General features: G+C 70.0%; 13 protein-coding genes. 8 read left to right on the forward strand and 5 right to left on the reverse strand.

Going from position 1 to position 14212, the window contains the following annotated elements; genetic code table 11:
- Nucleotides 1-57: 57 nt before the first annotated feature.
- The 4 genes from ABZ406_RS14035 to ABZ406_RS14050 all read right to left on the reverse strand — a co-directional run bounded on the left by ABZ406_RS14035 (nucleotide 58) and on the right by ABZ406_RS14050 (nucleotide 5533).
- Nucleotides 58-2613 carry an FtsX-like permease family protein gene (locus tag ABZ406_RS14035; RefSeq protein WP_357760382.1) on the reverse strand — a complete coding sequence of 852 codons (2556 nt, stop codon included), beginning with the start codon at nucleotides 2611-2613 and terminating at the stop codon, nucleotides 58-60.
- Nucleotides 2613-3380, reverse strand: coding sequence for an ABC transporter ATP-binding protein (locus tag ABZ406_RS14040; protein WP_357760385.1), 768 nt, complete (start codon nucleotides 3378-3380; stop codon nucleotides 2613-2615). The genes ABZ406_RS14035 and ABZ406_RS14040 overlap by 1 nt, the downstream gene beginning before the upstream one ends.
- Before the next feature lie 352 nt (nucleotides 3381-3732).
- Nucleotides 3733-4410 carry a response regulator transcription factor gene (locus ABZ406_RS14045; RefSeq protein ID WP_357760386.1) on the reverse strand — a complete coding sequence of 226 codons (678 nt, stop codon included), beginning with the start codon at nucleotides 4408-4410 and terminating at the stop codon, nucleotides 3733-3735.
- A 208-nt stretch (nucleotides 4411-4618) separates the two neighbouring features.
- Nucleotides 4619-5533, reverse strand: a complete 915-nt coding sequence (locus ABZ406_RS14050) for a PD-(D/E)XK nuclease family protein (RefSeq protein ID WP_357760389.1) — start codon at nucleotides 5531-5533, stop codon at nucleotides 4619-4621.
- A gap of 77 nt (nucleotides 5534-5610) precedes the next feature.
- Between ABZ406_RS14050 and ABZ406_RS14055 the strand changes: the two genes are divergently transcribed.
- The 3 genes from ABZ406_RS14055 to ABZ406_RS14065 are packed head-to-tail and all read left to right on the forward strand — an operon-like array spanning nucleotide 5611 to nucleotide 8382.
- On the forward strand, nucleotides 5611-6765 hold the full coding sequence (locus ABZ406_RS14055; RefSeq protein WP_357760391.1) for a site-2 protease family protein: 1155 nt from the start codon (nucleotides 5611-5613) through the stop codon (nucleotides 6763-6765).
- A gap of 44 nt (nucleotides 6766-6809) precedes the next feature.
- Entirely contained in the window at nucleotides 6810-7763 is a 954-nt protein-coding gene (locus tag ABZ406_RS14060) for a tRNA (adenine-N1)-methyltransferase (protein WP_357760493.1), read from the forward strand.
- A 46-nt stretch (nucleotides 7764-7809) separates the two neighbouring features.
- Nucleotides 7810-8382: a hypothetical protein gene (locus ABZ406_RS14065; protein WP_091408625.1), complete on the forward strand. Its 573-nt coding sequence runs from the start codon at nucleotides 7810-7812 to the stop codon at nucleotides 8380-8382.
- A 49-nt stretch (nucleotides 8383-8431) separates the two neighbouring features.
- On the opposite strand, the gene ABZ406_RS14070 is transcribed toward ABZ406_RS14065, so the two are convergent.
- Nucleotides 8432-8725, reverse strand: a complete 294-nt coding sequence (locus ABZ406_RS14070; protein WP_357760395.1) for a ferredoxin — start codon at nucleotides 8723-8725, stop codon at nucleotides 8432-8434.
- Nucleotides 8726-8903: 178 nt separating this feature from the next.
- On the opposite strand from ABZ406_RS14070, the gene arc reads away from it, so the two are divergent.
- From arc to prcB, 5 genes are all read left to right on the forward strand, one after another.
- Nucleotides 8904-10688, forward strand: a complete 1785-nt coding sequence (gene arc, locus ABZ406_RS14075) for a proteasome ATPase (RefSeq protein ID WP_357760397.1) — start codon at nucleotides 8904-8906, stop codon at nucleotides 10686-10688.
- A 210-nt stretch (nucleotides 10689-10898) separates the two neighbouring features.
- Nucleotides 10899-12416: a depupylase/deamidase Dop gene (gene dop, locus ABZ406_RS14080; RefSeq protein ID WP_357760399.1), complete on the forward strand. Its 1518-nt coding sequence runs from the start codon at nucleotides 10899-10901 to the stop codon at nucleotides 12414-12416.
- A gap of 104 nt (nucleotides 12417-12520) precedes the next feature.
- The gene (locus ABZ406_RS14085) at nucleotides 12521-12736 is read left to right on the forward strand and encodes a ubiquitin-like protein Pup (RefSeq protein ID WP_030332902.1); all 216 of its coding nucleotides are present in this window, start codon (nucleotides 12521-12523) and stop codon (nucleotides 12734-12736) included.
- A 446-nt stretch (nucleotides 12737-13182) separates the two neighbouring features.
- On the forward strand, nucleotides 13183-13446 hold the full coding sequence (locus ABZ406_RS14090) for an endonuclease VII domain-containing protein (protein ID WP_357760496.1): 264 nt from the start codon (nucleotides 13183-13185) through the stop codon (nucleotides 13444-13446).
- Nucleotides 13365-14204: a proteasome subunit beta gene (prcB, locus tag ABZ406_RS14095; protein WP_357760401.1), complete on the forward strand. Its 840-nt coding sequence runs from the start codon at nucleotides 13365-13367 to the stop codon at nucleotides 14202-14204. The genes ABZ406_RS14090 and prcB overlap by 82 nt, the downstream gene beginning before the upstream one ends.
- The last annotated feature ends 8 nt before the right edge of the window (nucleotides 14205-14212 follow it).

The following is a 14212-nucleotide window of genomic DNA, read 5'->3' on the forward strand; positions in this document are numbered from 1 at the left end:
CGGACGGCCGAGGCCCCCGGTCGCGCGGATGGCGACCGGGGGCCTCGACAGTGCCGATCAGTCGTGGGCGATGGCGCCCAGGACGTTGATCCGGGCCGCCCGGACGGCCGGGAGCACCGCGGCCACCACGCCGATGATGGCGGCGAGACCGAGGAAGACACCCATCTGCCCCCAGGGCAGGATCAGGTCGGTGATGCCCTCGTCCTTGAGGGCCTCGACCACCGCCGCGCCGAGGCCGGTGCCCACGGCCACGCCGAGCAGCGCGCCGAACACCGAGATCACCACCGCCTCCACGGTGATCATGCCCATGGTCTGGGACCGGCGAAGGCCGATCGCCCGCAGCAGACCCAACTCGCGGGTCCGCTCCAGCACCGACAGGGCCAGGGTGTTGATGATGCCGAGCACCGCGATCACGATGGCCAGCGCGAGCAGGATCTGGATCATCGTGAGCAGCCCGTCGAGCGAACTCATCTGCTGCTTGATGAACGCGTCCCGGTCGGCCACCGACACCTCGGGGCTGTCCGCGAGCAACGCCTCCACCTGCGGCTGGACGTCGGACACCCGGGTGCCCGGGGCCAACTGGATGAAGCCCTGGATCGGCTGCGGGATCGCGAAGTCCTTCGCCGCCGTCGCCGGCAGTGTCACCGGGTTGGTCAGTTGCGACGACTCGTAGATGCCGCTGATCGTGTAGGTGCGTGCCTCACCCCGGGTCAGCTGCACGCTGACAGTGGAGCCCACCGACCAGCCACGCGAGGTGGCAGTGTCGGAACTGGCCAGCATCTGGGTCGGCCCGAGCCGGTCGATGTCACCGGCGGTCTGCTTCGCGCCGAAGATCTGCCGCAGCGACGCGATGTCGCTGCTCGCCGCGACCCAGGTGCTCTCCCCGTCGATCCGCCCCATGTCGCCGTACTCGCCGTCGACCAACCGCACACCGGGTAGGGCCTTGGCCTGGTCGAGGACCCCCGGGTCGAAGGTGGGCGGACGCGGGCCGCCCTGCTGGCCGGCGATCACCAACTCGGCCTTGATGGTGTCCTGAGCGAGCGCGCTGATGCTGCCCTTTGCCGAGTCCAGGATGACGGTGACGCCGGTGACGAGAGCGATGCCGACCATCAGCGCGGCGGCAGTGATCGCCGTACGACGCGGGTTGCGCCCGGAGTTGAGCCGGCCCAGCTTGCCCGGCACCGACCAGGAGAAGATCGCCCCGAGCAGGCTCACCACCGGCCGGCTGATCAGCGGCGTCAACAGCGCCACCCCGATGAAGGCGAACAGCACCCCACCGAGGATCGTGGCCAGGGTCTGCCCACCGGCGTTGCCGCTGAGCCCGAGGAACAGCAGCACCGCACCGACGCCGGTGACCAGCGACCCGGCCACCGTGACCTTCGTCAACGGCCGGTCCGGGGTGGCCACGTCCTGCATGGCGGCGATCGGCGGGATCCGGGACGCCCGCAGCGCCGGCAGCAACGCCGCCACCACGGTGATCACCAGACCGACGGCGAACGACCCGATCACCGCGGCCGCCGGCACACCGATGCCGGCCAGGGTGAGCCCACCGGCGAGCTTGCCGAACAGGAACGCCAGCAGCGCGCCCACCCCGATGCCGGCGGCGAGGCCGAGCACCGACGCGATCAACCCCACCGCGATGGCCTCCAACACCACCGAACCGATGATCTGCCGGCCGCTCGCCCCGATGGCGCGCATCAGCGCCAACTCCCGGGTCCGCTGCGCCACGATGATCGAGAAGGTGTTGAGGATCAGGAAGGTGCCCACCAGCAGCGCCACCGCGGCGAAGCCGAGCAGGATCTTGTTGAAGAAGGACAGGCCCTCCTTCAGGCTGGCCGAGGCGTCCGCGGCCACCTGCTCGCCGGTCTTCACCTCGAAGTCCGGGCCCAGGGTGCGGGCCACGTCGTCGCGCAGCTTCCCGTCGGAGACCCCGCCGGCGGCCTGCACAGTGATGCTGCTGAACACGTCCGGCTCACCCAGCATCAGCCGCTGCGCCACCGGCGTGGTGAAGAAGACCTCGTTGACCCCGCCGATCGAGTCCCGGTCACCGCTGTAACCGAAGACGCCGACCAGTGTGAAGTCCCGCTTCTTCGACTCGAACGCCGTGAGCACGCCCACCTTCTGGCCGACCTGCACCTTCGCGGCAGTGGCCAACGCCTTGTTGATGACGATCTCGTCCTCGGCCTGCGGCGCGCGCCCCTCGCGCAGCTTCAGCAACTCGCTCTCGCCGGTCCAGTTCTCGCCCAACTGCGGCGGACCGAACGAGGTGACCACCTTGCCGTTGCTGCCGATCACCCGGGCACCGTCGGCGTTGACGACCCCGGTCGCCGAGGCCGCCCCCGGCACCTGCTTCACCCGGTCCACCAGGGCGGCCGGCAGCGGGGCGACGGTCTGCTCGCCCTCCATCTCGTTCACCTGAACCTTCGGCTTCGCCGCGACGTTCACGTCGATCTCGGAGAAACCGTCGGCGAACACCGAGTCGAAGGACCGGCCCAGCGTGTCGGTGAGCACGAACGCGCCGGAGACGAACATCACCCCGAGCACCACCGCCAGGCCGGACAGGATCAGCCGGACCTTGCGGGCCAGCAGACTCTTCATCGTCGCGCGGAACATCAGTTGCCCACCTCGGCCGGGGTGTCCAGCTTCTTCATGGTGTCCAGCACCGTCTCGGCGGTCGGCTCGATCAGCTCCGAGACGATCTCACCGTCGGCGAGGAAGACCACCCGGTCGGCGTACGCGGCGGCCGTCGGGTCGTGGGTCACCATCACGATGGTCTGGCCGTGCTCCCGGACCGAGTTGCGCAGGAAGTTGAGCACCTCCGCGCCGGAGCGCGAGTCCAGGTTGCCGGTCGGCTCGTCCGCGAAGATCACCTCGGGGCGGGAGACCAGCGCCCGGGCGCACGCCACCCGCTGCTGCTGCCCACCGGAGAGCTGCGCCGGCCGGTGGTCCAGCCGGTCCTTCAGACCCACCGTCTCGATCACCGTGTCGTACCAGGCCTGGTCCGGCTTGCGCCCGGCGATCGACAGCGGCAGAAGGATGTTCTCCTTGGCGGTCAGCGTCGGCAGCAGGTTGAACTGCTGGAAGATGAAGCCCACCTTGTCGCGCCGCAGCTTCGTCAGCCCCGCGTCACCCAAGCCGGTGACGGTCGTCTCGCCGATCGCCACCGTCCCCTTGGTCACCGAGTCCAGACCGGCCAGGCAATGCATGAGCGTCGACTTACCGGAACCCGACGGGCCCATGATCGCGGTGAAGCGGCCACGTTCGAACTCCGCGCTGACCCCCCGCAGCGCGACGACCTGAGCCTCGCCGCTGCCGTACACCTTCCACACGTCGTTCGCCCGGGCCGCGGCCTGCGCCTGCTGGCCTACCGTCGCGGTCACGTCATCTACCTCTTCCGTCTGTCCGAAAATGCACGCCGCCCCCCGATGGTCCGGCGCGACTGTTCAATCATCGGTGCTGCGTACGCCCCACCCGTCCGACCCTGGGGGGACCCGGAGCGGATTTCCCGCTGCGGGTGCACCCCCATGCCGGATCAGGGTTGCCCCTGAGTCGAGGCTGGTCGACCGTTTTCCCACAGCGCCGGGCGGCAGCACCGACACGTCCACCTGACGCCACAGGAGGGTCAACCGAACCAGGCCATCTCCGGTCACGGTAGGTGACTGTGGCAACGGCCGCCGTCCCCCCACGGAGGGATCTTCGAGTACGCCGAGTGAGGTACCCGGGCCGGTCCGGCTACGCCCGGGGGCGGACCAGACCCGACTCGTACGCCAGCACCACCGCCTGCACCCGGTCGCGCAGCCGCAGCTTCGTCAGCACATGCCCGACATGGGTCTTGATGGTGGTCTCGCTCACCGACAGGACCGTCGCGATCTCGGCGTTCGACAGCCCTCGGGCCACCTGCACGAGCACCTCGCGCTCCCGCTCGGTAAGCGCGTCGAGCACCGCCGCCGGGGTCGCCGCCGGGTCGGGCAGCAGCTCGGCGAAGCGGTCCAGCAGTCGCCGCAGGATCCGCGGGCTCACCACCGCGTCCCCACCCGCGACAGTGCGGATCGCCGCGATCAGGTCCTCGGCCGGCACGTCCTTGGCCAGGAACCCGCTGGCGCCGGCCCGCAACGCGCCCACCACGTACTCGTCCAGGTCGAAGGTGGTGAGCACCAGCACGCGCACCGGTAGCCGGGCGCCGACGATGGCCCGCGTCGCCGCCACCCCGTCCATCCGGGGCATCCGGATGTCCATCAGGACGACGTCGGGAAGCAGCCGGCGGGACAGCTCCACCGCCTCCACGCCGTCACCGGCCTCGGCCACCACGTCCAGGTCGCTCTCGGCGCCCAACACCATCCGGAACCCGGTCCGCAGCAGCGGCTGGTCGTCGGCGAGCAGGATCCGCACCGGCCGCGCCTGATCGGTCATCTCGTCTCCCGTGCCGCCGACGTCGTGGCGCGCACCGGTCATCCTCGCGTACCGGAGCCGGTGCGTCGCGGATCACGGTAGAGGCAGGCCGGTCGCCCTGTCCCGACCGCGGCGGCACCGCTGCGGTCAGGCTTGCGGCGTCGGCCGGCGGCGGGTGACCCCGGCGGGCCCGAACCGTCGCCGGGCGTACGCCTCGGTCAGGAGGCCGTCACTCGTCGGCACCCGGCGCCACCGGGGCGGACCGGGAGTCGCGCAACGGGTCGACTGTCGCCGCGGCGACCGGGAACGGCGGCGGGGTGCCGCCGAAGCTGGGACAGAGCGCCTGGTGGCTGCACCAGTCGCAGAGCCGGCTGGGTCGGGGCCGGAAATCCTGCCGGGCGGTGGCCTGCTCGATCGCCCGCCACAGCGCCACCACGGTGCGCTCGAAGCGGACCAGCTCGTCGGCGTCCGGGGTGTAGTCCAACACCTCGGCGTCGCGCAGGTAGAGCAGCCGCAGCACCCGGGGCACCACCCCCCGCGTGCGCCACAGCACCAGGGCGTAGAACTTGAGCTGGAACAGCGCCCGCGCCTCGAACGCCTCCCGCGGAGCACCGCCGGTCTTGTAGTCGACCACCCGCAGCGCGCCGTCCGGAGCGACGTCGAGCCGGTCGAGGTAACCCCGGATCAGCAACTCCTCGTCGACGACCGCGGAGATCAGGCTCTCGCGTTCGGCCGGCTCCAGACGGGTCGGGTCCTCCACCGCGAAGTAACCCTGCAACAGGCCGGCGGCCGAGCGGAGGAACTCCACCGGGCCGGCCGGCTCCGCGCCGTCGAAGATCCCGGACAGCTCCGGCTGCTCGGTGACCAGCCGGTCCCACTGGGGGGCCACCAGGTCGCCGGCCGCCTCCGGCGTGCGGTCGGTGGCCGGCAGGTCGAACAGGCGCTCCAGCACCGCGTGCACGAGCGTGCCCCGGGCCTGCTCGATGGTGGTGCGCTCGGGCAGCCGGTCGATGCTGCGGAACCGGTAGAGCAGCGGGCAGGTCTTGAAATCCGCCGCCCGTGACGGAGACAGCGAGGCCCGCACCGTCGGCGGCGTCGAGGCCGCGGGGGAGGGATGAGAGGTGGTGACCGATTCCGCCGTCATGTCGGCAAAGGTTAGGGCACCGGTGTGACACCTACCGCCGCCCGCCCCACACAGCGACGGTCCGTAGCATCGTGGCGATGGAGCAGACAACCAGGCCACCGCGCCGACCAGACCGACGCCTCGGCCTGAACGTCGGCCGGGTGTTCGGGGTGCCGCTGCACCTCAACGGCTCCATGGTCCTGCTCGCGGTGCTCATCGCGGTGCTGTACGGCGAGTTCGCCCGCCGGCAACTGGGCCTGCCGCAGCTCAGCGGCTACCTGATCGGGTTCGGGTTCGTCGTCTCGCTGCTCGGCTCGGTGCTGCTGCACGAGCTGGGCCACGCCCTCACCGCCCGGCGCTACGGCATCGGTGTGCGCGGGATCACCCTGGAACTGCTCGGCGGTTACACCGAGATGGACCGGGACGCCCCGTCGCCCCGCGTCGATCTGCTGGTCTCGCTCGCCGGGCCGGCGGTCTCCGCGGTGCTCGGCGTCTTGGCGGTCGCCGCCACCCTCGCGTTGCCGGACGGGACCGTGGCCCACCAGCTCGCCTTCCAGCTCGCGGTCAGCAACGTCATCGTGGCGCTGTTCAACAGCCTGCCCGGGCTGCCGCTCGACGGCGGCCGTGCGTTGCGCGCCGCCGTCTGGGGGCTCACCAGCGACCGGCACCTCGGCACCGAGGTCGCCGGGTGGGCCGGCCGGATCGTCGCCGTCGGCACCGCCGGCCTGGTCGTGCTGCTCACCGTCGAGCGACGGCTGGCGCCGTTGGCGCTGCCGCTGATGCTGCTGGTCGCCGTCACCCTCTGGCGTGGTGCCGGGCAGTCGATCCGGGCCGCCCGGGTCAGCCGCCGGTTCCCGCTGATCGACCTCGCCCGGCTGGCCCGGCCGACCTGGCCGGTGACCACCGGGACACCACTGGCCGAGGCGCAGCGCCGACACGCCGAGAGCGGCCAGCCCGGCTCCGCGCTGCTGGTCACCGACTCCACCGGCCGACCGGTGGCGCTCGTCGACCCGGCCGCCGCCGACGCGGTGCCCGTCGAGCGCCGACCGTGGCTGGCGGTGGACGCTGTCGCCCGGTCACTCGGCACACTCCCCACGTTGCCCGTCGGGTGGGACGGCGAGCGGGTGATGGAGGCCGTACAGACCCACCCGGGCGCGCAGTACGTGGTGACGTCAGGCGAAGATGTCGTCGGCATTCTGCACATCGCGGACCTGGCACAGCTCCTCGAACCCAACCGGAAGATGACACCGTGACCGCAACTCCCTCCACCGTCGCCGCCGACCCCGCAAACCCGGCGCTGACACCCGTGCACCGGGGGCCGTTCCGGCCCGGCGACCGGGTCCAGCTGACCGACCCCAAGGGGCGCATGCACACCGTGACGCTGGAGCCCGGCAAGGAGTTCCACACCCACCGCGGCATCCTGGCGCACGACGCGCTGATCGGGCTCCCCGACGGCAGCGTGGTGACCACCTCCGGGGGCGGCACCGCGTTCCTGGCCCTGCGGCCGCTCCTGTCGGACTACGTGCTGTCCATGCCCCGCGGCGCCCAGGTGATCTACCCGAAGGACTCGGCGCAGATCGTCGCCATGGGCGACATCTTCCCCGGCGCCAAGGTCCTCGAGGCCGGTGCCGGCTCCGGCGCGCTGAGCTGCTCCCTGCTGCGCGCCGTCGGCACCGAGGGCGAGCTGCACTCGTTCGAGCTGCGCGACGACTTCGCCCAGATCGCCAAACGCAACGTCGAGGCGTTCTTCAACGGGCCGCACCCCTCGTGGAACCTGCACGTCGGCGACGTCGCACAGTGCCAGGAGACCGGGTTCGATCGGATCATCCTGGACATGCTGACCCCCTGGGAGACCCTCGACATGGTCGAGCGGGCGCTGGTGCCCGGAGGGGTGTTCATCGGCTACGTCGCCACCACCCCGCAGCTCTCCGAGCTGGTGGAGGCGCTGCGCGAGCGCGGCGGCTGGACCGAGCCCCGGGCCTGGGAGTCGCTGGTGCGTGACTGGCACGCCGAGGGCCTCGCCGTCCGCCCGGACCACCGGATGATCGCGCACACCGCCTTCCTGGTGTCCGCGCGCAAGCTGGCCCCCGGGGTGACCGCGCCGCCGCGCCGGCGCAAACCCAGCAAGGGCACCGAGGCGTACGCGCAGCGCCGCCAGGACCTGCGCCAGGCGGAGGCGGCCCGGCAGGCCGCCGCCGCCCAGGCCGCGGACGCGCAGCCCAACGGTGCGGGGGAGATGGACAGGCCGTGACCATCGAGCTGGGTGTCGGCACCGCCGAGCAGGGGGAGACGCTGGCATGAGCCGACCGGGCTACGGCGGCGGAGACCTCCCCGCGGTCTTCCCCGACTGGTCGCCCTACCAGGACCTGGAATCAGCGGCGCGGGCCTACCTGCGCGACCCGGACGTCGCCCTGGAGGCGCTCGGCGGGGTGCTGCGCGGCGCGTCGGTGCTCGGGTTCACCCTGGAACGCTTCGTCAACGAGGTGAACGGGGTGTGGCAGGAGGTCGTCGTCTGCGACGGCAGCCGGCTCATTCTCTGGCACGGCGAGGACGTGCCGCCGGAGGAGGGCCCCCCGGGCTCGATGACCTCGTCGTTGCGGGTGGTGCCGGTCTCCACGGTCACCGAGGTGGGCTGCCGGCGGCGGCTCAACCGTGCCGAGAGCGGCGAGATCAGGGTCGACAGCATCGACGTCTACCTGCTGCTCACCTCGTTGGACGAGGCGCCGCCGAGTGAGGAGATGGCGGGCACCCCCCGGCACGACGCATTGCGCTTCGGCAAGACCCTGGACGACGGTGGGGCCGGGCAGATCGCCCGGTTGGAGGAGTTCGCGCGGTTGGTCGCCTCGGTGGTCGGCCGGCCGATGCTCTGAGGCGTACCCCGATCTGGACCCGGCCGGGCCACGCGGCCCGGCCGGTGGGTCAGTCGTCCTCGGCCTCCGGGCCGGCGACCTCGACGCCGTCGCCGCGCACCACGTGGATGCAGTCGCCCGGGCACTCCTTCGCGGAGTCGATCACCTCGAGCCGCAGGTGCGCGGGAACGTCGACCCGGCTGCCCGGCGCCATCCGCATCTCACCGTCGACGCCCTTGACGTAGGCCAGGCCGTCGATGTCGAACTCGAAAACCTCCGGCGCGTACTGCACGCAGAGCCCGTCGCCAGTGCAGAGGTCCTGGTCGACCCAGACCTGCAGTTCGTCGGTCGCGACCTCGGCCACCTGTGCACCCCCCATGTTCTCCCGTACCACGCTCCGACGGTACCCGAACGCCGGTAACGGCCCGTCAGGCCACCCTTGGCGATCAAGGTTCGGTGACGAGGGTGTTGCGTGGGACCGAATCGGCCTCATAGCGGCTAGTGTTAGGGCAGAACGTTCAAGCCCCCCGGGGAGGTGGGACGTGGCAGCACGTAGCGACGACGCGGACTCGCGCGCCGCACGGTGGGAGAAGGAAGCCCACGATCTCTCCACGCAGGTCGCGTTCCTGCAAGAGGAACTCGCCCTGGTGCGGCGTAAGTTGACCGAAAGCCCCCGACACGTCCGGCAGCTCGAAGAGCGGCTGGCGGCCACCCAGGCACAGTTGGCGCGGCTGACCGAGAACAACGACCGGCTGGTGAGCACCCTCAAGGAAGCTCGCACGCAGATCGTGACTCTCAAGGAGGAGATCGACCGGCTCGCGCAACCGCCGAGCGGGTACGGCGTCTTCCTGGCCAAGCACGAGGACGGCACGGTGGACGTCTTCACCGGTGGCCGCAAACTACGGGTCGCGGTCTCGCCCTCGCTCGACGTGGGTGACCTGCGGCGCGGCCAGGAAGTCCTGCTCAACGACGCGCTCAACATCGTGGACGCGTTCGGTTACGAGCGGGTCGGCGAAGTGGTGATGCTCAAGGAGATCCTGGAGGGGCCCAACGGCGGGCCGGGTGACCGGGCGCTCGTGGTCTCCCACTCCGACGAGGAGCGCATCGTGCACCTCGCCGAGACGCTCATCGGCTCGGCGATCCGGGCCGGCGACTCGCTCATGATCGAGCCCCGCTCGGCGTACGCGTACGAGCGGATCCCGAAGAGCGAGGTCGAGGAGCTGGTCCTGGAGGAGGTGCCCGACGTCGACTACGGCGACATCGGTGGCCTCCAGTCGCAGATCGAACAGATCCGCGACGCGGTGGAGTTGCCGTTCCTGCACGCGGACCTGTTCCGTGAGCACCAGCTCCGCCCACCCAAGGGCATCCTGCTGTACGGGCCGCCCGGCTGCGGCAAGACGCTCATCGCCAAGGCGGTGGCCAACTCGCTCGCCAAGAAGATCGCCGAGCGGCAGGGCAAGGAGAAGCACACCAGCTTCTTCCTCAACATCAAGGGCCCGGAGCTGCTCAACAAGTACGTCGGCGAGACCGAGCGGCACATCCGCCTGATCTTCCAGCGTGCCCGGGAGAAGGCCGGCGAGGGCACGCCGGTGATCGTGTTCTTCGACGAGATGGACTCGATCTTCCGGACCCGCGGCTCCGGTGTCTCCTCCGATGTGGAGAACACGATCGTCCCGCAGCTGCTCAGCGAGATCGACGGCGTGGAGGGGCTGGAGAACGTCATCGTCATCGGCGCCTCCAACCGGGAAGACATGATCGACCCGGCGATCCTGCGCCCCGGTCGTCTCGACGTGAAGATCAAGATCGAGCGACCGGACGCCGAAGCGGCGAAGGACATCTTCTCCAAGTACATCCTCCCCGGGCTGCCCCTGCACCCGGACGACCTGGCCGAACACGGCACCGACCCCCAGGCCACCGTCGCGGCGATGATCGACGCCGTGGTGCTCCGGATGTACTCCGAAACCGAGGAGAACCGATTCCTCGAGGTCACCTACGCCAACGGTGACAAGGAAGTCCTCTACTTCAAGGACTTCAACTCCGGCGCGATGATCCAGAACATCGTCGACCGGAGCAAGAAGATGGCCATCAAGGAGTTCCTCACCTCGGGCCGCAAGGGGCTGCGCCTGCAGCACCTGCTCGACGCCTGCGTCGACGAGTTCCGCGAGAACGAAGACCTCCCCAACACCACGAACCCCGACGACTGGGCGCGCATCTCCGGCAAGAAGGGCGAGCGGATCGTCTACATCCGCACGCTCGTCTCCGGCGGCAAGGGCGCCGAGGCCGGCCGGTCCATCGAGACCGCCAGCAACACCGGCCAGTACCTCTGACCCACCAGCGAAGGTGTCCGCCACTGCGGCGGACACCTTCGCCGTGGGCAGGTCAGGCAGCGCCGTGGGCGCCGACCGCCGCGCATTCCGACACCGCATCCATCGAACTGTTCCGGCCCGCCGGCACTCACCTGCGGAGTACAGGCGCCCACGGCGGACTACGCTCGACCTGACGGGGGACCGGGTCGGGCGAGCGAAGCGGGTAGGTCGATGAGCGTAAGACGGATCATGGGCACCGAGGTCGAATACGGCATCTCCGTGCCCGGGCAGGCCGGAGCCAACCCGATGGTCACCTCATCGCAGGTGGTCAACGCCTACGGGGCACGTCCGGAACTCAACCGGGGCGGCCGGGCCCGATGGGACTACGAGGAAGAGTCGCCGCTGCGCGACGCCCGCGGTTTCACCTACTCCGGTGCCGCGTACGACCCCGCCGAGGCTCTCGCCGACGAAGACCTCGGCCTGGCCAACGTGATACTCACCAACGGCGCACGGCTCTACGTGGACCACGCGCACCCCGAATACTCCACTCCGGAGGTCACCACCCCCCGGGACATCGTGCGGTGGGACAAGGCCGGCGAACGGGTGATGGCCGAGGCGTCCCGCCGGGCCGCCACCATCCCCGGCACCCAACCGATCCACCTCTACAAGAACAACACCGACAACAAGGGCGCCAGCTACGGGGCCCACGAGAACTACCTGATGCGCCGGCAGACGCCATTCGCCGACATCGTGGCGTACCTGACGCCGTTCTTCGTCACCCGGCAGATCGTCTGCGGAGCCGGCCGGGTCGGCATCGGTCAGGACGGCGGCCAGAGCGGCTTCCAGATCTCCCAACGTGCGGACTTCTTCGAGGTCGAGGTCGGCCTGGAGACCACGCTCAAGCGGCCCATCATCAACACCCGCGACGAGCCGCACGCCGACGCCGACAAGTACCGCCGACTGCACGTCATCATCGGCGACGCCAACCTCTCCGAGATCTCCACCTACCTCAAGGTCGGCACCACGGCGCTGATCCTCACGATGATCGAGGAGAAGGCGCTCGGCGGCGACCTCGGCATCGCCGACCCGGTGAGCGAGTTGCGCGCCGTCAGCCACGACCCCACCCTGACGCACCGCATGCGACTGCGCGACGGCCGTCGACTCACCGCCCTCGACCTGCAGTGGGCGTACCTGGAGCGGGTCCGGTCCTTTGTCGACGACAGGTACGGCACCGACGCCGACGAGCAGACCGTCGACGTGCTCGACCGCTGGGAGAGCGTCCTCGACCGACTGGGCCGGGATCCGATGCTCTGCGCCGACGAGTTGGACTGGGTGGCCAAGCTGCGGCTGCTGGAGGGCTACCGGGAGCGGGAGAAGCTCGGCTGGGGCTCACACAAGCTGCAACTCGTCGACCTCCAGTACTCCGACGTCCGGCCGGAGAAGGGCCTCTACCACCGTCTGGTCGGCCGGGGGGCGATGAAGACGCTGCTCACCGACGACGAGACCCGCACCGCGATGACCGAGCCGCCGGAGGACACCAGGGCCTACTTCCGGGGGCGCTGCCTCGCCCAGTACGCCTCCGAGGTGGTCGCCGCGAGCTGGGACTCGGTGATCTTCGACGTGGGCCGGGAGTCGTTGGTCCGGGTGCCGATGATGGAACCGGAGCGGGGCACCCGCGCGCACGTCGGTGCCCTGTTCGACCGCTGCGCCAGCGCCAAGGACCTGCTGGAGACGTTGACCGGGGGCTGATCCCGGGTGCGAATGCCCGCCGTGTGCCGCAAGCCGGCGCGCGGCGGGCTTTTCGTCGCCCGCGCGAGGTAAGTTCATCGCAGACGATCGTGGAGGAGGCAGCAATGGCCACTCATGACAGCGGCGGCCAGTCGCAGTCCGGCAAGTCCCGTCAGGGCGAGGAAATCGAGGACGTCACCACCGAGGCAAACCCCGAGGTGGCCGAGCGGCACGCCGAGATCACCGAGGACGTCGACGACCTCCTCGACGAGATCGACTCCGTCCTCGAAGAAAACGCTGAGGAATTCGTGAGAGGTTACGTACAAAAAGGAGGTCAGTGAGCATATAGGGTTAATTCGGACATACCTAGAGCAGGCGATGATCGGGACGGGCTTCGTCGCTGCCGTGATTGCAGCGAATGGAAGACGCTCGATCAGTTTTGCGCGAACTCCAAGAGGCCGGGTGGGCGAGGCAGTTACTGCAAGCTCTGCTTCAACGAGCGATCCAAGGCAAGCTACGCGCGTCGGGTAAGGGCCAAGTTCGACCGCGAGGTGCGCGAAGGTCGTGTCGTGCCGGAGGGGCACAAGTTCTGTCCGGCTTGCAGCGCGGTCAAGTTGTTCGATGCCTTTCCCCGTAACAGGACGGATGCCTCCGGGTATGCCACCTACTGCAAACCCTGCCACACAACACCAGGACCAACGAGACCAAGGAGCGGCTGTACGGGGGCAACCGCGAGTACCACCTGCGGCGGCGGTACGGCGTTGGCGAGAAAGAGTTTCAGGAGCTCCTGGCCGAGCAGGGCGGGGTCTGCGCGATCTGTGGCGGTGCCGACCCGCAACATCTGGACCACGATCATCGCACCGGATGGGTGCGCGGGATACTCTGCTTCAACTGCAACGGTGGTCTTGGCCAGTTCCGTGACAGTCCCATGAGGCTGGCCAGGGCGATCACGTACCTGAGAGGAACCACGTGGCAGCGGGCTTTGATCCATCCGGGCGTCTACCAGATGTGTTCACCAACGCGGGGACGTCCTCCTTCACGACGTTTCTGAGTCGGGCGGCCCCCGAGATGCTGCCCGGTCGGCGACCGCTGCCGCCGGGCATGGCCGCCGACCTGGCGCCGCACGCGACCACGATCGTGGCCATCGCGGCCGCCGACGGTGTGGTCATGGCCGGTGACCGACGGGCCACCATGGGCAACCTGATCGCCCAGCGCGACATCGAGAAGGTGCACCCGGCCGACGCGTACTCGCTTGTCGGCATCGCGGGCACCGCCGGCATCGGCATCGAACTGATGCGACTGTTCCAGGTGGAGCTGGAGCACTACGAGAAGATCGAGGGCGCGATGCTCTCGCTCGACGGCAAGGCCAACCGGCTGGCCTCGATGATCCGGGGCAACCTGGGCGCGGCCATGCAGGGGCTCGCCGTGGTGCCGCTCTTCGCCGGCTTCGACCTGGCTGCCGCTGACCCGGCGCGGGCCGGCCGGATCTTCAGCTATGACGTGACCGGTGGCCCGTACGAGGAGACCGGCTACGACGCGATCGGTTCCGGGTCGCTGTTCGCCAAGTCCGCGTTGAAGAAGCGCTTCCGCGCCGGGCTGTCGGTCGCCGACGCGACCCGGCTGGCGGTCGAGGCGCTCTACGACGCGGCCGACGACGACACCGCTACCGGTGGGCCTGATCTGACCCGGCGGATCTACCCGGTGGTGATGACCGCTACCGCCGAGGGCACCTACCGGCTCACCGACGCCGAGACGGCGACGATCGCCGAGGGCGTGGTCTCCGGCCGGATGGAGAACCCGGGCGGTTAGTCTCGTCC

The sequence above is a fragment of the Micromonospora sp. NPDC005710 genome (assembly GCF_040630995.1).
Classification (GTDB): domain Bacteria; phylum Actinomycetota; class Actinomycetes; order Mycobacteriales; family Micromonosporaceae; genus Micromonospora.

What these genes read in the sequence shown, in the direction of transcription:
- ABZ406_RS14035 (WP_357760382.1), bottom strand. Translation starts at nt 2,613, where the DNA reads ATGTTCCGCGCGACGATGAAGAGTCTGCTGGCCCGCAAGGTCCGGCTG.
- ABZ406_RS14045 (WP_357760386.1), bottom strand. Translation starts at nt 4,410, where the DNA reads ATGACCGATCAGGCGCGGCCGGTGCGGATCCTGCTCGCCGACGACCAG.
- ABZ406_RS14050 (WP_357760389.1), bottom strand. Translation starts at nt 5,533, where the DNA reads ATGACGGCGGAATCGGTCACCACCTCTCATCCCTCCCCCGCGGCCTCG.
- ABZ406_RS14055 (WP_357760391.1), top strand. Translation starts at nt 5,611, where the DNA reads ATGGAGCAGACAACCAGGCCACCGCGCCGACCAGACCGACGCCTCGGC.
- ABZ406_RS14065 (WP_091408625.1), top strand. Translation starts at nt 7,810, where the DNA reads ATGAGCCGACCGGGCTACGGCGGCGGAGACCTCCCCGCGGTCTTCCCC.
- dop (WP_357760399.1), top strand. Translation starts at nt 10,899, where the DNA reads ATGAGCGTAAGACGGATCATGGGCACCGAGGTCGAATACGGCATCTCC.
- ABZ406_RS14085 (WP_030332902.1), top strand. Translation starts at nt 12,521, where the DNA reads ATGGCCACTCATGACAGCGGCGGCCAGTCGCAGTCCGGCAAGTCCCGT.